We start from the raw sequence: 20909 nt of genomic DNA, 5'->3' as shown, positions 1-20909 counted from the left end.
AGGAGAAAGGCCTATGGCAGACATAGTCAAGATCGACGACGAAGTCTTCACCACCGACGATTTTATCAAGCTGCTCAAACTCAACGGCCGCTTCGAGCAATTGATGGAAGACATCCTGCGCGAACGCCTGGTGGTGCACGCCGCGCGGCGGCAGGGCATCACGGTCAGCGACGAAGAGATACAGCAGCGCGCCAACGAGTTTCGCCGAATTCACGGACTACACCGGGCGCAGGACACCAGCGAGTACTTCAAGGCCCTCGGCGTGAGCCTGGACGACTTTGAAGCCTTTCTGGTCGACATGCTGCGCCACGAAAAGGCGATGGCACTGGCGGTCGGCGAAGACACCGTGAAGGACTATTTCCAACTGCATTCGCCGCGCTTCGACAGCGTCGAGATCAGCCACATCGCAATGGACTCGGAAGGCGGCGCCAGGGAAATGCTCTCCTACCTGCAGGATGACCCGGACAGCTTCCAGGAGATGGCGCGGGAGCACTCGGTCGCCGATACCGCCGAGCGCGGCGGGCGCATCGGCAAGGTCCTGCGCGGCTCGCTGCCCCCGGAAATCGAGTCCAAAGTCTTCAACGCCGAGGTCGGCACGGTGCAGGGCCCCTTCGCCACCGGCAAGGATCACTTCGAGCTGTTTCGCATCGACGCCAGGCAGGGCGCGCAGCTGGACGAGGAGACCGCCGCCGAAATACGCCGCATGCTGCGCGACGAGTGGCTGGCGGCGCGCGCCAAAGAGCATCGCATCGAGATGCTGTGAAGCCGGCACTGGCAGTGAGGCCCATTGCGCGACAGGACAATGACCGGAGATGCCACATTGAATGAAGCCGCTCACTCGGGCTCGCCCCAGGACTTCCTGAACGACGTGGAATTCCTGTCGGCGTTCTCCGCGGAGGAGTTGCGGCAGCTTGCGGCGGTCGCCGAGACCCGGCACTACAAGTTCGGTGAAACCATCGCCGATGTCGGCGATGAAGCCAGCGGCCTCTATATCGTCCGCACCGGGGCCGTTCGTCTGTTCAATGAACAGCATGGCAAGGAAGTCAGCCTCGGCGTGCGCAAACCCGGCGAGGTTTTCGCCGAGCTGTCCGTCATCCGCCAGCATCGCCTGGAATCCGCCGCGCGCTCGTCCGGCAAGACCGAACTGCTGTACATTCCGGGGGCCGCCTTCAAGCCGCTGCTGCAGCGCAACGAGGCCGCGCGCACCTTCGTCACCAGCTACATCGCCATCAGCTCCGCCGGCGGTTTCGTGACCCGCCTGTTCGACCTGCGCGGCAAGGTGGAGAAGGACGAACTGGAGCGCTATATCAGCAGCGTGGGAGTCAAACGGGTCGAGGCGGGCACGTCGATTCTGACCCAGGGCGACCGCGACGACAGGCGGCTGTACGTAGTGCGACGGGGCGAGGTCAAGATCCAGCGCACCGAGGACGGCAGCGAATACCCGCTCGCCACCCTGCGCCAGGGCGAAGTCTTCGGCGAGCGGGCCTGCCTGCTCGGGCAAGAGCAGATGAGCTCGGCGCTGGCGGTCACCGACACGGTCCTGCTGGTTATCCCGGCGCAGACCGTGGCCTTCATCCTGGAGCGCAATCCCCGCCTGCGCGAGGCCCTGGAAGAACGCGTCCAGTATCTCGACCGGGAGCTGCTGCGCCAGAAAACCCTGGCCGAACGGCGCCGCCGGCCACTGCTGCTGGACCTCAAAAACCGCCCGGGCATGGGCGAACGGCTGATCCGCCGCTTTCCGCTGATCGAGCAGGCCGAGGAGATGGACTGCGGCGCCGCCTGCCTGGCGATGATCTGCAAGCACTACGGCATCCCCATCACCCTGGGCAAACTGCGCGAAATGGCCAATGTCACGACCCAGGGCGCCACCCTGGACAGCCTGGCCCGGGTGGGCGAGTCGCTAGGCTTCAGCACCCGCGGCGTGCAGTGTACCTTCGATTCCCTGCTGGGCTTCGACCTGCCGTTCATCGCGCATTGGGAGGGCTACCACTACATCATCGTATACGGGGTGTCGAAGAGCCACGTCTGGGTCGCGGACCCCGGGCCGGGCTTTCGCAAGATGACCGTGCAGGAATTCGAGCGCGGCTGGAGCGGCACCTGCCTGCTGTTCTCCCCGGGGGCGGACATGGTGCAGGTGGCCGCCAGCCGCTCGCCCTGGGTGCGCTTTGTCGGCTATCTCAAGCCCTACAAGAAGATCCTCGCCAACCTGTTCCTGGCCACCTTTGTCATTCAGCTGCTGGGGGTCGTGCCCCCGATCATTATCCAGAACATCCTCGACCGGGTGATCGTGCACCAGAACGTGCCGCTGCTGAACCTGCTGATCGCCGGCCTTGTCATCACCAGCCTGTTTTCCCAGCTCACCGCGGTGCTGCGCTCCTTCCTGTCGGCGTTCATGGTGCGCAACATGGACTTCATGATGATGTCGCACTTCTTCAAGCACGCGATGTCACTGCCCATGTCGTTTTTTGCCAAGCGCAAGACCGGCGATATTTTCGCGCGCTTCCAGGAAAACCTGACCATTCGCGCCTTTCTCACCGAATCCACCATCAGCACGATACTCAACCTGCTGATGGTGTTCATCTATCTCACCATCCTGTTCCTGTACAGCGTCAAGCTGACCCTGTTGCTGCTGGCGTTCGTGGTGCCGATCCTGGTACTGACGGTGGCGGTAACGCCGCGACTGAAGCAGTACGCCCGGGAGGCCTTCACCGCTTCCACCGAGGCCGAGGCCGCGCTGATGGAGACCCTCGGTGGCGTGGAAACCATCAAGGGCATGGGTATCGAGCGCGCCATGCGACTGAAGTGGGAACGCAAGTACGCCCACTCCCTGGGCGTGCAGTACCGCGCGCAGAAGTTCCGCATTTTCGTCGGTCTCGCCAGCCAGATCCTCAACGCAGCAACCACGGTGGTCATTCTATGGGTCGGCGCCAACCTGGTGCTGGCCCAGGAGCTGACCATCGGCCAGTTGATCGCCTTCAACGCGCTGATGGGCAGTGTGATGGCGCCGCTGATGGGACTGGTCCAGCTGTGGAACCAGGTGCACGCCGCGGGGGTCGCGATGGAACGCCTCGGCGATGTTCTCGACATGGAGCCCGAGCAGAAGCCCGCGGATATCGGTTCACGGGTGATGCTCCCCGACATGCGCGGCCACATCCAGCTGGACGATGTTTACTTTCGCTACGGCGGCAGCGAGACACCCTATGTCCTGGAGGCGATCAGCCTGGACATCCAGCCCGGCGAGCTGGTGGCGATTGTCGGCCAGAGCGGCTCCGGCAAAACCACCCTGGCAAAGCTGCTGGTCGGTTTCTACCTGCCCACGGAGGGCCGGATCACGGTCGACGGTTACGACATCGGCCAGGTGGATCGGGAGTATTTTCGCGCCCAGGTTGGCTACGTGATGCAATCCAATCTGCTGTTTTCCGGCACCCTCACCGAAAACATCGCCGCCGGCCAGGAAAACCCCGACCGCCGCCGGGTGGTGGAAGCGGCCAAGATGGCCGACGCCCACGACTTTATCAGCAACATGCCCCTGGGTTACGAGCAGGTCGCGGGCGAGCGGGGCATGGGCCTGTCCGGCGGCCAGGTGCAGCGGGTCTGTATCGCCCGGGCGCTGTATCACGACCCCAAGCTACTGATCTTCGACGAGGCAACCTCGGCCCTGGACACCCACTCCGAGAGCAACATCCTCGCCAACATGCGCGACATTCTGCACGGCCGCACGGCGGTGGTCATCGCTCACCGCCTGAGCACCATCATGGGCGCCGACAAAATCGTAGTGCTGTACCAGGGCGCCATCGTCGAGCAGGGCAACCACGAGGAGCTGGTCAGCCGCCAGGGCATGTACTACCAACTGGTGCAGAAGCAGATGTCGGACCGATGAAACTGTACAACGTCAAAAACCGCACCGCGTCGGTTTCCTATGGGGGCCTGCTGGAGAAGGTGGAAATTCTCAGCTCCACCTTGCGCTGGGCCTCGCACTTGGAGCGTCCCGAAATCCAGAAGTTGCTGGGACAGTGCAACGCGCTGCGCGACGAGGTCATGCGCCTGTCCCACAAGGAGCGCTTCATCGAGGCCGCGACCGGCGCCGATACGCCCGAGCCCGGCACCACCGCCGAGCGCCGCCAGGCGCTGCTGGACCGCAGTTTCGTTTTCGAGGGGGTATTCGGCGACAACGCCCGCCTGCTGGAGGCCCTGGAAATTGCCGAGAAGGCCGCCCCCACCGACCTGCCGGTACTGATCGACGGCGAAAGCGGCACCGGCAAGGAGTTGATGGCCAAGGTCATCCACGCCAACGGCGGTCGCGTCGACGGCCCCTACGTGTCGGTGAATTGCGGCGCCATTCCCGACAACCTGCTGGAATCGGAGCTGTTCGGGCACAAGAAGGGGGCTTTTACCGGCGCCTCCAGTGATCGCAGGGGCAAGTTCGAGAGCGCCAACGGCGGTACCATCTTTCTCGACGAACTGGGGGAGCTGCCCCTGCAGAGCCAGGTGAAACTGCTGCGCGTGTTGCAATCCAACGAAATCCAGCGGGTCGGCTCGGACCAGCTCACCCAGGTGGATACCCGCGTCGTGGCGGCGACCAACAAGAACCTCCGGGAGTTGAGCCAGCGGGGCGCTTTCCGCGAGGACCTGTTTTACCGCCTGAGCGTCATCCAGGTGACCCTGCCGCCGCTGCGGGAACGCCAGGACGAAATCCCCCTGCTGTGCGAGTTCTTTTTTGACGAGGCTGCCGAGAGCCTGCAGCGGCCGCCGATCAAGATCACCCCGCGCTTGCAGCGTTTTCTGCTGCATCACGATTACCCCGGCAATATCCGCGAGTTGCGCAATATCATCTTCCGCCTGTCCTGCCTGGCGGGCGACACGGCGGACATCGTGCACCTGCCCGACCACCTGCGCCCCAGCGCCGCCGCGGTCAAAGTCGGCGACCGCCCCCCGGTGGAGGTCGCCGGTGGCGCCCTGACGGCATTCAAGAAGGCCGCCAGCGACGAGGCGGAAAAGGCATTCCTGGAGCTCGCCCTGGGGGAGGTGGAGGGCAAGGTCGCGGAACTGGCGCGCCGCATCGACATGAATCGCTCGCACCTGCAGACACTGTTGAAAAAGCACGGCATCCGCTCCCGGGATTACCGCCCGGGAAACGCAAAGACGTCGGGTACCTCGGCGGACTGAGATACCGCGGCTAGATATTGGCGTTGCTGCCGGCCTGTGCCTGGTCAACGCTGACGCTGACGCTGCCGCCGCCGGATTCGACGCTGACCAGGTTGAGCTGGTTCTGGTTCACCGTCTGGTTGATCAGGCGGTCGATGTAATTGTGGGTCTCGTAGTTGTTCACCTCGAAGGTGTCGATCGACACGAACTGGTTGAACACCGGCGCCTGGGGCCGGGCCGGCGGCCGCATAAACAGGAAAGCCTCGGCCACACCCCCGCGAATACCGGCCTGCTGGCGCCGGTCGAGGTCCCTGCTGAGGGACAGGTCATCAATGTTGATTCGGCTGCTCATCGTTTTTACTCCCTGGTCGGGGCTTCACCCCGCGACGTCATTGCCGCGGGCGGCTTCCGCACGCGCCAGAAACCGTTACTGCAAGTACAGATGCAGATTGCGTGCCAAACACACCACCGCGTCCAGCATCTCCCCGCGGCCCCGTCAATACGGGGCCGGGATGGCCGCCGGTCGCCCGGCCGGACGCCCGGAGCTGGCCTTAGTGTTCTTCCAAAACCAACACCGGCAACAAAGCTGTTGGGGCTACGCGATCACAAGCCGTTGACGGCTGTCGATCCAGACCGCGGCCCGCCGCCGGGCACTCCCAAAAAAACCCTTTGATTTTCATAGCTTGTCATTTTTCGGGCGGGTTTTCTTCGATTTGGCACGCCGCCTGCAATGGTCTTCCGGCAAGCCAATTTCACCCATCCCCGCGAGGACCCATCCATGTTGCACATGACCGACCTCAAGCACTGCGAGAAACTGGACCACAACGACATGCGCGAACGGCGCGGTGGCAGCGACGGGCTGGCCCGGCTGTCCGCCCTGCTGGACGCCTCCACCTCGATCTACAACCGGGTGGCCGACGTCCAACAGGTATTCGGTTTCAGCCTGGCGCAGAGCAACACCGGCACGCTGACCAACAACCAGGCGATCTACGGCGGCAATGGTGTGGTGTACGCCCCCGTGTACCAGAACCAGACCCAGGCCAACAGCATGGCGCTGGAGGGGATCGGCAACACCGACGTGGCCTGACCCCGGGCCTCGCTCCCCTTCCCGCCCTCCGCCCCGGGAGCGCCCACCTGCGCCCCGGGGCGCCCGCATTCGCCCCGCGCACCGCCAACAACGCTCTCCAGGCGACCCGCGACCCCCCCCTCGCCACCTGATGCGTCGCCTTCCTCCGGGACATCCCCTACCCGCCCATCATCGCGGCAAGACGATCAACCGCGGGCACATCCCGTTGAACCGGCGCGCGCCCCGTTTGCCCCAAGCCAACAGCTCTGCCGTAGCGTTTGCCTGGAACCACCACATAAAGCACGCCGACACGGCCGGGGAATCCATGCCGAATCGAATCGAAAATTTTTTCTTTCGAAATTTCAATGACTTAAAGTTTTTTTACCGCTGAACACGGCTTTTGGCACGGCTGCTGCAATACCTTTGGCGTGAACGCCAGTACGTTCCACCCCGACAACCCGCTTCACAATCCGAGAGGAACCGACCATGTTGAAAATGACTGACCTGAGCACGAGCAAGGAAATGGGCCGCGACGAGATGCGCTCGGTGCGCGGTGGTATCAGCGCCCTGCCCTTTCCCGGACTGGACTTCTCCACAAGCATCCACAGCAAGGTTGCCGACGCGACCCAGGGCTTTGATTTCAAATTCGCCCAGGCCAACGCGGGCACCGTGACCAACAACCAGGAACTGGTGGGCGGCAACGGCACGACCTGGGCGCCGGTGACCCAGGACCAGTACCAGGACAACTGGATGGATGTCAGCGACATCGGCAACATCCACGTCGGCTGAACCCCCTGGGCAACACCGACCGCGCCGGCCGATGCCGCGCGGTCCCACCCTACCATCGAGGAAAGACGTCATGCTGAAACTGAATGAACTGCAACACTGCGAAGAATTGGACCGCGAGGCACTGTCCGGAGTCCGCGGCGGCTTTGATCCCTTCGCGGTCCTGGCCTCCACCCACATCGACAACCGCGTGGCGGATGTGAACCAGCTGTTCGCGTTGCAACTGGAGCAGGCCAACGCCGGCGCCGTCACCAACAACCAGGCGATCCTGGGCGGCAACGGCACGAGCTACGCGCCGGTGCACCAGGACCAGCACCAGCACAACAACATGTACCTGAGCGGCATCGGCAATACCTCGGTCTAGCCGCCCCGCCCGCGATACCACAGGGAGGCCCTCGGGCCTCCTTTTCCCGTTGCGGGTGCTACACTGTTCATGAACCCGGGCCGCGATCGCCCCTCGAAAATCCGGATTCGCACCATGGCCAAAATCATCATCGACGACCTGAACGAAGACCTCGAGCTGGACCGGGAGGCCATGCGCGCCATCCTCGGCGGTTCACGCAGCGCCCGCGACCGGCTGGCCAGGCAGCAGGCCCGGCAGGGCAAGACCCCCCAGCCCCTGCGGCTGTTCCGGCTGAAACCCCGGCGCTAGCGGGCCGGCACACAGGCCGCGCCCGTCCGCGGTCGCGGTCCCGCCCCTCCCCTTCCATCCAGGCCCGCCAACAGACGGGCTCGCGCGCCCCGGAGTGTCGGGGTGGACGCGAGCCGTTTCCGGTCTAGACTCTTAACAGGCTGTCGCAAAACGGCCGGCGTCACTGGCCACGGGTGGTCGATGACGCCATCAATCGAGACAGTGATTGATATGCAGTGTCCATGTTTGCGGGCAAGAGCCGCAAACAGCTGTGGTGTGGTTTCTGCTTGACCCATGGTCTGTTCACATCATCAAACAAGGACGATCGCCATGAAAATTCCAACAACGTTGCAAGGACCGTGGCGCGGGGCTACGCCGGCTCGCACTGTACCCACGCTCTGTCTCGCCGCCGGTATTGCCGGCCTGGTGCTGCCGGCACAGGCGCAGCAGGTGGGGGACGATGGCAAGCTGGGCGACGTGCCCGCCGACAACGAGGTGCAGCACCAGACCGGGACCTATATCGACACGATCTGCCCGCAGATGGCGGAACTGAACCGCCAGGGCCAGCTCAACGCGCCGCAACAACGCCTGCTCAATCGCTGCGGCGGGGCCAAATTCAACATCGGTCGCGAGGGCTTCACCGAGGGCGACGCCACCGGAGTACTGCAGCGGCTGTCACCGGAAGAAACCCTGACCATCGGCTCCAATCACACCGACACCGCCCTCAAGGACCAGCTGGGCACCCGGTTCTCGGCGCTCAGGGCCGGGGTTACCGGGGTCAGCATCGGCGGCGTGGCACAGGCCGAGCACGGCATCTACACCGGCGGTAGCGCCGGTGTCGACGACGGGGCGCCCTGGGGCTTTTTCCTCAACGGCGTGTACTCCACGGGCGACAAGGACGGCGACGAAAACGAGGACCAGTTCGATTTCGACGCCTACGGCCTCACCACCGGGCTCGACTACCGACTGAGTGAATCGCTGGTGGTGGGCGTGGCCTACGGCTACGTCGACGCCGATGCCGACATCGACGACGGCAAGGGCGCGGTATCCAGCGGCAATGGCGGCGCCGGGGACAGCGAGCAGGACACCGAGACACACACCCTCGCCCTGTACGGCACCTGGTACAGTGGCAATGTTTACTTCGACGGCTCGGTCGCCTGGAGCCAGTCGGAAATCGACGGCGAACGCTCCATCCAGTACGGCTTCGTCAACCAGGCAGCGGAGATGTCGACCGACTCCGACCAGCTGGCCATCAGTGTCGGCGGCGGTTTCAACCACCATCTCGGCGGGCCTTGGAATACGCGCTATTTCCTGCGCAGCGACTATGTGGACGCGGAGGTCGACGCCTACCGCGAGCGCGCCCGGCAGCGCAGCGCCGAGGGCGCGGACCCCGCCAACCCGGCGCAGGATCTCGACTCCCTGATCATGCAGGTAGACGACCAGGAAATCGAATCCTGGCAGAGTGTACTCGGCGTCAATCTCACTTACGTACAAAGCGTCGACTACGGGGTATTAACTCCCTATGTCACCGCCGCCTGGCACCATGAATTCGAGGACGACTCGCGGCTCATTACGGCGAAGTACGTGTTTGACCCGACCAATGACGTCCTGCGCTTCCGCTCCAGCGCCGCCGACGAGGATTTCTTCGGACTCAGCGTCGGTGTCAGCTCGGTACTGGCCAACGGCACCCAGTGGTTCGTCAATTACGACACCGTACTGGGCCTGGACGATGTCAGTCAGCACATCTTTACCGGGGGCTTCCGGGTGTCGTTCTGACGCTCTCGCCGCCGCGCCAACAGTCTGGAGAAAACTGTTGGCGCCAAGCCAACGCGCACCGCGACACGGGCCTGTTACCGCGCCGTCGCACCGTTCGGCATATTCCGAAAAACCTCGGTATCTCAAAGACTTGCCTGTCGCCATCGGCGGCGGAGAGAAGCCTGGCACGCCACCTGCATATTCCCTCAGGACAGCTCGCCCGAGGAGGAGGCAACAGGATGGCACGATTTGCCGAGTTTTACGCAAGCGGCATGCAGGGTGCGCGGGCACCCCGGATAGGCTTCACGCACTACCTGGAGTTGAGTACGCGGCTGCGCGCGATCTTGCGCGCCGAACGGGCGCGCGGGTCGGGCGGCGCCCACCGACTGTGGCGAGCGCCGAATGAGGATTGCCACCTCAATACCGACGCTACCGCCCCCTGCCCGGGTGCCGGTCCCTCAGCGGCCGTGCCTGGACCGGCCGTACCTGGACCGGCCGTACCTATACTGGTTGGCAATTAAGCTTTATGTCTTCGAAACTTTTCGCTCTAGCGCTTTGGTTTCGGCCTTCCGGGGCCTGCGCTATCCTAGATTCCTGGTCGCGAGGGGGGCAATTCCTATGAACGGTCACGTCACTGGCAGATGCATACCGGCCTCCGGACACCCTGTAGCCCTGGGGCTGGCCTTTCTCCTGTGCGGCGCGCTGCTAGTCAGCGCCTGCGATACCACGGCGGCACGCGACACCGGCGCGAGTCGGGCGGGGCAATCCGGCGATTCCGGGCAGTTCTATATCGTCGACTGCCTGCTACCCGGCCAGGTCCGCAAACTGGGGGGCAGCTTTAGCTACGTCACCCAGCGGCGCCCCATCAAGACCGCCCAGAGCGACTGCGAGATCCGGGGCGGCGAATACGTCGCCTACGACCGCGCCGACTACAGCACCGCCCTGCGCTTCTGGATGCCACTGGCGCAAAGTGGCGATCCCGCCGCCCAGACCTATGTCGGCGAAATCTATGAGAAGGGCCTGGGCCTGCAGCCCGATTTCCAGCTCGCCGCCCGCTGGTATGGGCAGGCGGCCGACCAGGGCTTTTCCCGCGCCCAGATCAATCTCGGCCACCTGTACGAAAAGGGCCTGGGCGTTACCCGGGACAAACAGCGGGCGCTCAATCTCTACCGCAGTGCCTCGGGCCTGGTCTCCGACAACCTGATGTTTGCGTCCTCGCTGGTCAGCGACTACGTGCCGCGGGGCGAGTATGAGGATGTGCGGACCGCGCTGGCCGAGGAACAACGGCGCAGCGTCGCGCTGGAACACGAACTGTCCAGGGTCGAGACCCAGCTGCAACAACAGTCCTCGCGCCTGCAATCCGCGCGCACCGAGCTACAGCGCACCGGCGGCCGTCTCGAGCAGGCCCTGGCCGCACAACAGGGCCTCGGGGCTGGCGGCGGCGAACCCTCGGCCCGCGAGCGGGAACTGCGGGCGCAGGTCGAGCAAATGGAGGGCTACCGCCGCGAACTCGAACTGCAGATGAGCCAGCTGAGCCGGCAAAACGCGGAACTGGGCAGCAGCCAGCAATCGCTGGTGGCGGAACTGTCCCGCAGCGAAGCGCAGCAGGCCCGCTACGAAGAGCAGATCGCGGAATTGCAGCGCCATCTGGGGGACTCCCGTCGCAAGGTTCAGCGTGCCGAGCAGGACCGGGACGAAACCAGCGCGGCCCTGACCCGTCTCAGCAGTAGCGCCGAGCCGCGTCTGCAGGCACTGCAGCGCGACCTCACGGCAAGTACCTCGGCACTGACCGACGCGCGCATGCGGCAGGCCGAGCTCGAAACGGAACGGGATACGCTGGCCGGCGAACTGGCCAGCAGCGAACGGCAGGTCTCCGACTATCGCCGCCAGCTGGACACCCTGCAGTCGCGGATCGCCGCCGAACAACAGCGCCTCGATCAGTCGAAGCAGCAAGTGAGCGCCCTGCGCGCGCGCCTGGCGGATCAACACGCCAGCCAGGCTGTACCCAACCAGGCCTTGCAGGCGGCGCAGCGGGAACTGGCGCAAAGAAGCGAGGCGCTGCTGGAGCGGCAGCGCCAGTATCGGCAGCTCGAGCAACAGCGGCAGGCGCTGGAATCCACCCTCGCCACCTCCGAACAGCGGCAACAGGCCTACCGCCGGCAAGTGGACGACTTACAACAGGCCCTGGCCGCGTCCGGCGCTGAACTGTCGGCGTCACGCGGCGAAGTCGAGGGCCTGCGCCAGCAGTTGGCGGAGCTGCAGTCCCGCGACGCCAGCCTCTCCCCGGAGCTGGCCCGCCTGCAGAGTGAACTGGAAGCCAAAAGCGAAGCCCTGGCCCGGGAAAAGATACGCTTCGCCGAACTTGAGAGCCAAAGCCACGCCCAGCAGCAACAGCTAACGCGGGCGCGCGAGTCCGCCGAACAGCTCGCCTCGCGGATGGCGGCGGCGGGCAGTGACTACCAGCGGGAGAAAAGCGGCATGCAGGCGATGCTCGCCGACCGCGAACAACAGTTCGAGGAGTTGCAGCATCAGCTGCTGCTGACCCGGGCCGAACTGCAAATGGCGCAATCGGAACGACAGCAGGCGCTGGAGCGACAGGACGCCTCCCACCGCAAGGCGCTCGAGCGCCAGCAGCGCGAGCTGGAACAACTGATGACCCAGCTGGAGTCCCAGTACGACCTGGTGAAATCGCAGCGCTCGCAGATTGCCGAACTGGAGCAACAGGCGCGCGAATACCAGTTCGAACTGTCCAGCGTCGACTCGCCAGCCGGCGAGTTAATTGCCATGGCCGACAACGTTCCCGCCATCGAGATCATCGAACCCCCGGTGGTACTGACGCGCAGCCAGGCCCAGGTGCGGCTGCGCAGCTTCGAGGGCGAGCGCCCGGTCATCGGCCGCATTACCGCGCCCGCCGGCCTGTTGTCCCTGAGTGTGAACGGGCAACCCGTGGATGTCACCGACAACAACCTGTTTCGCAGTTCGGTGCCCATCGGCGAGGACCCGACACCCGTCGAGGTGGTATTGGTTGACCGCGAGGGCCATCGGGCCGCGGTGTCCTTCGCCTTTGTCGACCAGCACACCATCGGCGAGCGCAACACCCGCACCCCGATTGTCGCCACCCAGCGCCACAGCACCCTGGGCGTTGGCTTTGATGTTCCGCTGGGCAACTACCACGCCCTGGTCATCGGCAACAACGACTACCAGCACATGTCCACCCTGGTCACCGCGGTGAACGACGCGCGGGAAACCGAGCGCCTGCTGCGCGACAAGTACCGGTTCAAGACCACCCTGCTGCTCAACGCCAGCCGCTACGAGATTCTCGCCGCCCTCAACCGGCTGCGGGAAACCCTGGGCGAGGACGACAACCTGCTGATCTATTACGCTGGCCACGGCCGGCTGGACGAACGCAACGGCATGGGTTACTGGTTACCCGTGGATGCCGAGCAGGACAACAACATCAACTGGATCTCCAACACGGCCATCACCGACATTCTCAATGCCATCGAGGCCAAGCACATCCTGGTGGTGGCGGACTCCTGTTACTCCGGCACCCTGACCCAGACACCTATCGCCAGGCTTGAAGAGGACATGGATGACGACCTGCGCAACGAATGGGTCAAGGTCATGGCCCAGACCCGGGCGCGGATTACCCTGACCTCGGGCGGTGTGCAACCGGTTCTCGACGGGGGCGGCGGTCAACACTCGGTCTTCTCCCGGGCCTTCCTCACCGCCCTGCGACAGAACGACGGCCTGCTCGAGGGCTACCAGCTCTATACCCATGTCCTCGAGCGCATGAGTCGCCAAAGCCCCGGTCTCGACCAGCCCCAGGTACCGCAATATGCACCGGTCCACCTGGCCGGCCATGAATCGGGAGAGTTTTTCTTCAAGGCAATCTAGCCCGCCGGCCGGCGCCCCGGGGTGCCGGCCGGCACCACCTTCCAGCCGCGAACCGCCCCCTTGCGGTTCTCCCGGGGGCCCAATCACCATTTCCCTACTGCGCCCGCATTGCATACACTCGTGCTATAAAACCGGTATGAACTGCCACCGGGCCTGCCCGGCGGCTGGATAAACAGGATGGCTCCTGCCCGTGGGGCACTGGAAGGGCACCTTGAGAGACCCGGACCAACTCGGGAAGTACACAATTCGCAGGATTCTCGGCGAAGGGGGAATGGGCATTGTTTACATGGGCATCGACCCTGACCTCAATCGCCCGGTAGCCATCAAAACCATTCGCCGCGGCTTGCTGCAGGGCCGCGCCGGCCTCGAACTGCGGGAGCGCTTCCGCAGGGAAGCCCAGGCCGAGGGCCGCATGCTCCACCCCAATATCGTCGCCATCTACGATTTCGGGGAAGACGACGAGGGCACCCCCTATTTTGTCATGGAGTACGTCGAGGGCCGCTCGCTGAAGGAGTTCCTGACCCGGGGCATGCACTTCAATCTGCAGATGACCCTGCACATTACCTCGCAGCTGCTCAGTGCGCTGGACTATTCGCACTGCCACGGCGTGGTACACCGCGATGTCAAACCCGCCAACATCCTGCTGACCGAGGAGGATACGGTGAAAATCGCCGATTTCGGCATCGCGCGCATGGAGGAGTCCGAATTCACCGCGACGGGCCGCGTCATGGGCACGCCTCAGTACCTGTCGCCGGAACAACGCGCCGGCCAGAAAACCGACGCACGCAGTGACCTGTACTCCACAGGACTGGTACTGTACGAACTGCTCACCGGAGAAAAACCCTTCGCCGGGCAAAGCCACCCGGGCAAAAACCACCGGCTCACCCCGGAGCACCTCGCCAAACTGGACAACCTGCCGCCGGACGTACTGCCGCAATTCAAGGCGGTGCTGACACGGGCCCTGGAGAGGGAGCCAGCCGACCGCTACCAGAGCGCGTCGGCATTTCTCGCCGACCTGGAACCGCTGATCGCCCGGCCGGAAACCAGCCCGCGGCGACGCAGGAAGCGCCTGTGGCTACCGGCCGTCGCCGTGCTTGTGGGAATCGGCGCCGGACTCCTCTGGTGGCAGCGGCCCCTGGTGGTCGGCTGGCTGCCAGCGGATGGCAACACCGCGAACACGGACCCGCGGGACAAGGTACTGTCGCCGGCGCAGCAGGAACGCGCGGGACGCCTGCTGAAAATCGCCGATATCCACCTGCGGGTAGGGCGCCTGATACTGCCGGAGGGTAGCAATGCCTACGCGGCCTACCAGATGGTGCTGGAAGTCGACCCCGGCAATGCCGAGGCCCGACGGGGCTTGGCCGAGATCCAGGATCGCCTGCTGCGGAAATTGCAGCAGATGATCGAGCAGGGGGAGCTGGAAGCCGCCAGGAGCCAGCTGTCACTGGCCCGCCGCCTGTTCCCGGACAATGAGGCCTTGGCGCAACTGGAAATCGCGCCCGGGTGAAATAGCTTGCCGGGGGCAGCTCGCGCGCACGGCCAGTACGGCTCGGGGGGAGCAAACGCCGCCCCCGCTTGACGGTTTCACTCCCCGGGATAGAACGTCAGGGTTTCATCCAGGCCATCGCGCGCGGATGCCAGCGGCCGCGCCAGGATGAAAGTGATGTTGTCCCGCGCCGCCCGGGACAGACAAAGCTGCAACAATTGCAGCGAGCTGAGCCACAAATCCGCGGCCTCCATCGCCTGCAGCAACTCCGCGGCACTCACCTCGTTGTAGAGGCCGTCGCTACACAGCAAATAGGTGTCGCCGGGACAAACATCGAACTCGTCCGCGGCCAGCTCCAGTCGCGGCGAGGCGCCCACGGCCCGGGTAATGATATTGGCGGCGGGGTGCTGGCGGGCCTCTTCCGAACTCAGCGCACCGACGCGCACCAGCTCGGCCACGCGGCTGTGATCCTCGGTCAACTGCCGCAGTTGCGCATGGCGGACGCGGTACAGGCGCGAATCGCCCGCCCACACACAGATCGCGCCCGCCTCCACCACCAGCATGGTCACCACCGTGCTGCCCACCGTCCGGCCCGCCTGGTGCCGGGCGGCATAGTCGATAACCTCCCGGTGACAGCGCTGGATAGCGTCCTCCAGAGCGCGGCGCGCCTCCGCGAGGCCCGGTGCGACGGGCAGGGCCAGGGCGCCGAGCCCGTCCACCAGCATCCGGCTCGCGACTTCCCCCGCCTCGTGCCCCCCCATGCCGTCGGCCACCAGCAGCAGGGGAAAGCGCTTGTCCACCAACAGCGCATCCTCGTTGCCCGGACGCACATTGCCGCGGTGGGTCTGGGTCGCGATCTGCCATTTCATTCCATTCACTCCGCTGATTCACCCGACCGGCGGGCCGGGGCAGTGTCTTGCCTGGCGCCCGGGCGCCGCCAGGGCGGCCTCCTGCCGCGCCAGCAGGGCGGGCCAGAGCGCCGACCAGCAACAGCCGTGATCCTGGCCCGGCGCCACAAGCAGGCGCGCCCGCCCCTGCCTGGCCACCACCGGGGCGATCATCTCCCGCGTGATGTTGGCATCCTCTTCCCCCAGAACATGCAGCTGCCAGATCGAATCCGGCAGCGGCGGCTCCCGCGCCGGACTGAGGGAGCCCTGCAGGGGGGTGTAGTGGTGCGCCAATGCCCAGGCATCGGGGTCCAGGTTGCCCGCCAGGGTAAGGACCGCCGCCACGTCGCAACGCCGGGCGGCGAGCAACATCGCGAGCGTGCCACCGCCACTGTGCCCGATCAGGACGATTTCGTCGTAGCGGGACGCATAGTGCTGCAATACCCGGTTCAGGCTGACCACCACCTCCGGCGCGTAGCGCTGCCAGGTCCACCACCGCGGTTCGCATCGGACATCCGCGACACGGTGATAACAGGGCCGGCCCAGGTACAAGGCGGGTTGCGGGTCGAGCAGCATCAGTTGCAGCATCAGTGGCCGCTTGGAGGTCGGATCCATGGCCACCTCGTGGCGGGTTTGCCAGGGTGTCCCGTCCCCCTCGAGGTAAACATGCAAGCGCCGCCCCCCGGCTCGATTGCGATACACCTGGTGCAGAAAGGGGTCGCCCCTCACCACCTCGCCGGACAGGCCGTGGCGCGCCGCCAGCTCCCGCGCCGGAGGCGTGGCGCAGGCGACAAGTCCCAGCAGCAATGCCAGACCCAGAACCGCCGCGCCAGCGCTCCCCCAATCCGGCCGGGGCTCAGACATCGTCGCACCCCGGATTGGGCCGCAGGGCCTGCAGTCGCCGCTTCAGGTCAGGGTCCGCGTTCACGGCCAGCAGGGATTGCAGGCGGCCGCGCTGGTAGGCCCGTTCCTCCCGCAAACGGCGGGGCAGGTACCGGGAGTACAGCGCCGCCGGCTCACCCACCGCCGGGGATTGAGCCGCCAGCCGCGCCAGGGCGCGGCAGGCGCCTTCCAGTTCCGCGGCACGCTGGCGGAACTCCTCGCTGCTTCCCGGTCGCTGCCGCAGGGCGCTGGAGATTCCCCCGCCCTGTCGGTAGCCGCGCCACAGCCCGGCCAACTCGGCCAGCACTTCACCGGGAGCGGAGGCCAGCGGTGGGTTGGCGGCCGCGAGATCCGCGGGCAGTCGCGCCCAGTAAAATGCGTCTTCCACGGGCTCCAGATCCAGGTAGTGCGCGACCAGCGCCGCTCCGTAGCGCGGGTCGGACCTCAGCGCCGCCAGCTTGTGCGACCCCTCGACAACACCCCGGTAGTGCGCCAGGGCCTCAACCCCCGCCGACCCGGACGCGCCCCGCGCCAGCGCGCGCATGCCGTTGAGGGCGTCGACCAATTGGCCCTCGCGCCAGGCTTCGGCGGCCCTGTTGTAGCGACGCAAACTGTCAACACCCATGACCTCCCGGTCGACCCGGTGGCGGGCCGCCTGTTCAAACAGGTCGGTGTGAAAAGAGCGATCGCGGAGCACGGCAAAGGCTCCCCACTGACGCGTGTCGCGCAGGTACAACAGGTCCTGCAGCCGGTTGGCATCTTCCAACAGGCGCCGCGTCTCCACGTCCGAGGGTTGCGCCCGTTGCAGGCGCAGCAATTGCGCCGGAAGGGCCGCGACCTGGCCGGTCGCGAGATGCTCCCGCACCAGGTCCATGGCGGCGGGCGCGGGGGGCGTTTGTGGCGGCGGGACATTGCCTTGAAGAACCAGCCACGCGATATAGATCATCGCCGGCGTCAGGCCCGCGAGAACCAGCCACACCCTGAGGCGCCGTCGCCTGCCGCCGCCACCGCCCGCGTGGGGCGGGTGCAGGCGTGTCGCCAGAGGCGCTTGCGAGCGCGACCGGTGTTGCGCGCCTGTCTGCGCCGGGGATCCGTTATCCAGAACGGTGGCTCCGCTATCCCCGCCGCGGTCCGCGGATAACCGGGTTTCCCCGGGAACCGCAAACAGGGGGCCCGTGTCGCGGTTCATCTGCGTGGCGTCACCGCCGTCGAGCATCTGCGCGCGCCCCTCCGCGGGCAAAAGCCGTGTGACCTCCCGCTCATCCGCTTCCGCCGTCACTAGCCGGGTCTCGTCCCCTTCCCCCCCGCTCGCGGGTGCGATCGCCGTCGCCGCCGGGTATTCCCCATCGCCCCGGGCCAGGCGGGTAAGCGCCTGGTCCACGCTTTCGCCGTGCATCGCCCCGGTGCCGGAAGGTTGTTCCTCGGGGTAGAGATAGATCTCCGTGGCGCCCGTGCTGTCCCGATCGACGGCGCCCGCCACTTGCCAGGTACACGCACCCACCTGCACCAGGTCATGGTCGAACAGCTGACAGGGGGTCTCGCCGACCGGCCGGTCATTGATCCGGATCGCATCGGCGGCGCCCAGCCGCTGCAGCAGCACCGCACCCTGCGCTTCGTAGACACAGGCCCGCCCCGCCGGCGCGGCATCGGGCTGTACGCCGACGAACGGCGCCTCGCGGTCCAGCAGGCAGGCCGCGCCCTCCAGCTCGAGATCGGTTTCGGTTCGCGCGTCCACCACCCGCAGCACCAGTCGCATACCGGTCTCCCGCCCGCGGCGCCCTATACCACCGGCGCCGGGCACATCAGCTGCGCCGCGCCACCTTGGTGGCGAGTATGGAAATCAGAATGCCCAGCATGAGGTAACCGGTCACGACCTCCACCATGACCAGCGCCGCCGCCAGCGGCGTGCGCGGGGTGATATCGCCGAAGCCGAGGGTGGTGAAGGTCACCACGCTGTAATACATCATCGAAAACAGGCTCCAGGGCAGCGTATCCGGGTGGCTGAGCGCGAAGGCCTCGCGGCCGAGGCTGTAGAAAACCAGGCCGAAAAATACCGCCAGGGTCGCCGACCACACCACGACCCGGGTCATCGAACGGCCGCAATCGGTCAGCCCACGCCACAGGGCGTAGTAGTACGGGTGGGCTGCCTTGAATTCCTCGATATAGTCCTGGTCCTGCGCGTGTCGCTTGAAGCGGCTGCTACCGTAACAGCTATCGACACGGATACCCTGGAACCGCGCCTTGCGGTCGTAGCGAATGCCGTCCACCTTGGCGTTGGCCAGGTTTGCCGACTGCAACGCCGCCCCCGAGACGTCCGCCCGGCTGAGCGTCGCTTCCTCCAGGTTGGCGTGAATCAGGTTGGCGCCCCGCAGATTGGCGTCGCTGAGATTGCAGCGGCGCAGATCGGCCTGGCAGAGATTAGCGCCGCTAAAGTCCAGCGCCGACAGGTCGGTATCCGCCAGCTTGGCGCGCTCCAGCATCACCCCGGCCATTTCGGCCCCCGCCAGGTTCGCCCCGGTGAAATCGGAGATATAGCAGTGGGCGCCAGCCAGGAGGGCATTGCGCAAGTCGGCGTCCCGGAACCGCGGGCCGCGTCGAACCTGTCCCAAATCCCCTGATGAAATGACGCCGGTCAGATTGGCGCCCAGCATGTCGGCGCCGCTGAAATCGGTCAGCATCAGGTTGGCCCCGGACAGGTTGGCGTCCTGCAGGGAAGCGTCCCTCAAGTCGGCGTGTATCAGCCGCGCTCGGGACAGGTCGGCATTGCGCAACAGCACGCCGCGCAGCACCGCGCCGCTCAGATCGGCGCCGGCCAGCTCCACGCCGTCCAGTTCCGCGCCCGACAAATCCGCCCTGGCGCCCTGCTGGCGCTCGCTCTGGAGCCAGCGCTGGTGCTGCCCGAGAATGTGAGTGAGTTCTTCGTGCCTACCCATAGCACGGCTCCGTGCACCGCCTAGCTTCAGGATAGCCCATAATGGCATTGTCGGACGCGGCGCCAGGCGCCCCGCATTGACTTGCGGGGGCACATATCGCAGGCTTGAAACGACCCCCTCTTCCCGCGTGCCGCCGTGGTCATGCCCGAGGTGCCCCCATGCTAAAGCTGCAGTTTCGCGACAACCCGGAACGAGTGATCAAACTGACGGTGGGCACACTGACCCTGGGCCGCGATCCCGGCAACGACCTGGTCGTCGACCAAGCCTCGGTCTCCGACTTCCACGCCGAGATCGTAAGCGGGGCCGATGCGCCCTATATCGTCGACCTGTTGAGCGCCGCCGGTACCTTCGTCAACGGGCAACCGGTGGCCGGTCGCCACACCCTGAACGCCTGCGATGTCATTCGGCTTGGGGCCGTGGATTTGCTGGTAGTCGACCCCAAGGCGCAGCGCGGTGAAGGCTGGGCCCTGCGCACCGCGTCGGGCGAGCTGGCCAGCCAGCTGCACCCCCTGCAGGCCCATACCGTCGTCGGCAGGGAAGCCGGGTGCCAGCTGACCATCGACGACAACCTGCTCTCGCGCCGGCACGCCGAACTGTTTATCGAGGGAGACCACCTCCGGGTCGTCGACCTGGGCTCATCCAACGGCACCTTCGTGAACGACCAACGAATCAGCACCGGCGTCGCCCGTCCCGGAGATGAACTGCGATTTGACCAACAGCGCTTTCTGGTGGTCGGCCCGGCCGTGGCCCGCGCGCCCGAAGACGCCGCCGATCGCACGCAGTTGCGAGATGATCTGGAAGACCCCGCCAGGGAAGACTCCCGCGGGCAAGAACCACGGGAGCACCGTCACCGGACGGATTCGGGGGCGGTAACGGAGCCCGAACAGGCCCGGTTCCACCTGCTCGCCGGGGCTGACCAGTCCGGCCCCCGGGATGTGCCGCTATTGCTCGATCGACACTATCGCATGGGACGCGCCGCCGGATGCGATATCCACCTGGAGGATAGGAGCGTATCCAAGTGCCATGCCGAGCTGCGCCACACCGACGGACAATGGCAGGTGCTCGACACCGGTTCCAGCAACGGCATTCTGGTCAATGGCCGCAGGGTCGTGGAACACCACCCCCTGGAGGATGGCGACAGGCTGCAGCTGGGCCGCCTGTGCTTTGTCTTCCGGTCACGGGACTGAACCGGGCGCGCCGCGGGTACGGGACGCCAGGCGGACTTTATCCATTGCCCCGCGCTACGATACTGCCGGCGACGAAATTATCCGACGGCAAAGCCCAGAGTGACGGCCAGGGCGGCCGTGGCCAGCACAAAGCACCCAATGACCATCGCCAGCCGGCACAGCGTGCGCCGATCCTCGAGCGTGTCTTCCTGCAACAGGTGTGTGGTCATATACCTACCCTCTCATCGCGGGGAACCGCTGCCAGTCTGTTCCCG

General features: G+C 65.7%; 17 protein-coding genes. 11 read left to right on the top strand and 6 right to left on the bottom strand.

Annotation, left to right across the window (positions count from 1 at the left end; translation table 11 throughout):
• The first annotated feature begins 13 nt into the window (after positions 1 to 13).
• The 3 genes from JYP50_RS00300 to JYP50_RS00290 are packed head-to-tail and all read left to right on the top strand — an operon-like array spanning position 14 to position 5166.
• Positions 14 to 763: a peptidylprolyl isomerase gene (locus JYP50_RS00300; protein ID WP_206558458.1), complete on the top strand. Its 750-nt coding sequence runs from the start codon at positions 14 to 16 to the stop codon at positions 761 to 763.
• 57 nt (positions 764 to 820) lie between these two features.
• The gene (locus JYP50_RS00295; protein ID WP_206558457.1) at positions 821 to 3880 is read left to right on the top strand and encodes a peptidase domain-containing ABC transporter; all 3060 of its coding nucleotides are present in this window, start codon (positions 821 to 823) and stop codon (positions 3878 to 3880) included.
• Positions 3877 to 5166, top strand: a complete 1290-nt coding sequence (locus JYP50_RS00290) for a sigma-54 interaction domain-containing protein (protein ID WP_206558456.1) — start codon at positions 3877 to 3879, stop codon at positions 5164 to 5166. Before JYP50_RS00295 ends, JYP50_RS00290 begins: the two co-directional genes overlap by 4 nt.
• A 10-nt stretch (positions 5167 to 5176) precedes the next feature.
• Here JYP50_RS00290 and JYP50_RS00285 read toward each other — a convergent pair whose 3' ends face one another.
• Complete coding sequence (locus tag JYP50_RS00285) at positions 5177 to 5497, bottom strand: hypothetical protein (RefSeq protein WP_206558455.1); 321 nt, start codon at positions 5495 to 5497, stop codon at positions 5177 to 5179.
• A 426-nt stretch (positions 5498 to 5923) separates the two neighbouring features.
• Between JYP50_RS00285 and JYP50_RS00280 the strand changes: the two genes are divergently transcribed.
• The 7 genes from JYP50_RS00280 (at position 5924) to JYP50_RS00250 (ending at position 14787) form a co-directional block, all read left to right on the top strand.
• Positions 5924 to 6232: a hypothetical protein gene (locus tag JYP50_RS00280; RefSeq protein ID WP_206558454.1), complete on the top strand. Its 309-nt coding sequence runs from the start codon at positions 5924 to 5926 to the stop codon at positions 6230 to 6232.
• Positions 6233 to 6697: 465 nt separating this feature from the next.
• Positions 6698 to 7000 carry a hypothetical protein gene (locus JYP50_RS00275; RefSeq protein WP_206558453.1) on the top strand — a complete coding sequence of 101 codons (303 nt, stop codon included), beginning with the start codon at positions 6698 to 6700 and terminating at the stop codon, positions 6998 to 7000.
• A 70-nt stretch (positions 7001 to 7070) separates the two neighbouring features.
• Positions 7071 to 7361 carry a hypothetical protein gene (locus JYP50_RS00270; protein WP_206558452.1) on the top strand — a complete coding sequence of 97 codons (291 nt, stop codon included), beginning with the start codon at positions 7071 to 7073 and terminating at the stop codon, positions 7359 to 7361.
• Between the two features lie 114 nt (positions 7362 to 7475).
• Complete coding sequence (locus JYP50_RS00265; protein WP_206558451.1) at positions 7476 to 7649, top strand: hypothetical protein; 174 nt, start codon at positions 7476 to 7478, stop codon at positions 7647 to 7649.
• Positions 7650 to 7958: 309 nt separating this feature from the next.
• Positions 7959 to 9404 carry an autotransporter outer membrane beta-barrel domain-containing protein gene (locus JYP50_RS00260; protein WP_206558450.1) on the top strand — a complete coding sequence of 482 codons (1446 nt, stop codon included), beginning with the start codon at positions 7959 to 7961 and terminating at the stop codon, positions 9402 to 9404.
• A gap of 597 nt (positions 9405 to 10001) precedes the next feature.
• Positions 10002 to 13280, top strand: a complete 3279-nt coding sequence (locus JYP50_RS00255; protein ID WP_206558449.1) for a caspase family protein — start codon at positions 10002 to 10004, stop codon at positions 13278 to 13280.
• A gap of 190 nt (positions 13281 to 13470) precedes the next feature.
• Complete coding sequence (locus JYP50_RS00250) at positions 13471 to 14787, top strand: serine/threonine-protein kinase (RefSeq protein ID WP_347136695.1); 1317 nt, start codon at positions 13471 to 13473, stop codon at positions 14785 to 14787.
• A gap of 77 nt (positions 14788 to 14864) precedes the next feature.
• Here JYP50_RS00250 and JYP50_RS00245 read toward each other — a convergent pair whose 3' ends face one another.
• From JYP50_RS00245 to JYP50_RS00230, 4 genes are read right to left on the bottom strand one after another with little or no spacing between them, the layout of a single operon-like run.
• A complete protein-coding gene (locus JYP50_RS00245; RefSeq protein ID WP_206558447.1) occupies positions 14865 to 15635 on the bottom strand; it encodes a PP2C family protein-serine/threonine phosphatase in 771 nt (256 codons plus the stop codon).
• 18 nt (positions 15636 to 15653) lie between these two features.
• Complete coding sequence (locus JYP50_RS00240) at positions 15654 to 16517, bottom strand: alpha/beta hydrolase (protein ID WP_206558446.1); 864 nt, start codon at positions 16515 to 16517, stop codon at positions 15654 to 15656.
• Positions 16510 to 18291, bottom strand: a complete 1782-nt coding sequence (locus JYP50_RS00235; protein WP_206558445.1) for a hypothetical protein — start codon at positions 18289 to 18291, stop codon at positions 16510 to 16512. Before JYP50_RS00235 ends, JYP50_RS00240 begins: the two co-directional genes overlap by 8 nt.
• 46 nt (positions 18292 to 18337) lie before the next feature.
• Positions 18338 to 19468, bottom strand: coding sequence for a pentapeptide repeat-containing protein (locus JYP50_RS00230; RefSeq protein ID WP_241262674.1), 1131 nt, complete (start codon positions 19466 to 19468; stop codon positions 18338 to 18340).
• Between the two features lie 158 nt (positions 19469 to 19626).
• Here JYP50_RS00230 and JYP50_RS00225 point away from each other — a divergent pair, with 158 nt between their 5' ends.
• Positions 19627 to 20655 carry an FHA domain-containing protein gene (locus JYP50_RS00225; RefSeq protein ID WP_206558443.1) on the top strand — a complete coding sequence of 343 codons (1029 nt, stop codon included), beginning with the start codon at positions 19627 to 19629 and terminating at the stop codon, positions 20653 to 20655.
• A gap of 77 nt (positions 20656 to 20732) precedes the next feature.
• Here the strand turns inward: JYP50_RS00225 and JYP50_RS21925 are convergent, their stop codons facing one another.
• Complete coding sequence (locus JYP50_RS21925; protein WP_277602388.1) at positions 20733 to 20864, bottom strand: hypothetical protein; 132 nt, start codon at positions 20862 to 20864, stop codon at positions 20733 to 20735.
• Positions 20865 to 20909 lie beyond the last annotated feature (45 nt).

The sequence above is a fragment of the Parahaliea mediterranea genome (assembly GCF_017255185.1).
Classification (GTDB): Bacteria; Pseudomonadota; Gammaproteobacteria; order Pseudomonadales; family Halieaceae; genus JAFKCZ01.
The sequence above is the reverse complement of the archived record's forward strand: the minus strand, read 5'-3'. Positions and strand labels throughout refer to the sequence as shown.

Coding starts and splice junctions, on each gene's coding strand:
- JYP50_RS00225 (WP_206558443.1), top strand. CDS start 19,627: ATGCTAAAGCTGCAGTTTCGCGACAACCCGGAACGAGTGATCAAACTG.
- JYP50_RS00230 (WP_241262674.1), bottom strand. CDS start 19,468: ATGGGTAGGCACGAAGAACTCACTCACATTCTCGGGCAGCACCAGCGC.
- JYP50_RS00255 (WP_206558449.1), top strand. CDS start 10,002: ATGAACGGTCACGTCACTGGCAGATGCATACCGGCCTCCGGACACCCT.
- JYP50_RS00290 (WP_206558456.1), top strand. CDS start 3,877: ATGAAACTGTACAACGTCAAAAACCGCACCGCGTCGGTTTCCTATGGG.
- JYP50_RS00270 (WP_206558452.1), top strand. CDS start 7,071: ATGCTGAAACTGAATGAACTGCAACACTGCGAAGAATTGGACCGCGAG.
- JYP50_RS00260 (WP_206558450.1), top strand. CDS start 7,959: ATGAAAATTCCAACAACGTTGCAAGGACCGTGGCGCGGGGCTACGCCG.
- JYP50_RS00300 (WP_206558458.1), top strand. CDS start 14: ATGGCAGACATAGTCAAGATCGACGACGAAGTCTTCACCACCGACGAT.
- JYP50_RS21925 (WP_277602388.1), bottom strand. CDS start 20,864: ATGACCACACACCTGTTGCAGGAAGACACGCTCGAGGATCGGCGCACG.
- JYP50_RS00285 (WP_206558455.1), bottom strand. CDS start 5,497: ATGAGCAGCCGAATCAACATTGATGACCTGTCCCTCAGCAGGGACCTC.
- JYP50_RS00265 (WP_206558451.1), top strand. CDS start 7,476: ATGGCCAAAATCATCATCGACGACCTGAACGAAGACCTCGAGCTGGAC.
- JYP50_RS00245 (WP_206558447.1), bottom strand. CDS start 15,635: ATGAAATGGCAGATCGCGACCCAGACCCACCGCGGCAATGTGCGTCCG.
- JYP50_RS00235 (WP_206558445.1), bottom strand. CDS start 18,291: ATGCGACTGGTGCTGCGGGTGGTGGACGCGCGAACCGAAACCGATCTC.
- JYP50_RS00275 (WP_206558453.1), top strand. CDS start 6,698: ATGTTGAAAATGACTGACCTGAGCACGAGCAAGGAAATGGGCCGCGAC.
- JYP50_RS00240 (WP_206558446.1), bottom strand. CDS start 16,517: ATGTCTGAGCCCCGGCCGGATTGGGGGAGCGCTGGCGCGGCGGTTCTG.
- JYP50_RS00280 (WP_206558454.1), top strand. CDS start 5,924: ATGTTGCACATGACCGACCTCAAGCACTGCGAGAAACTGGACCACAAC.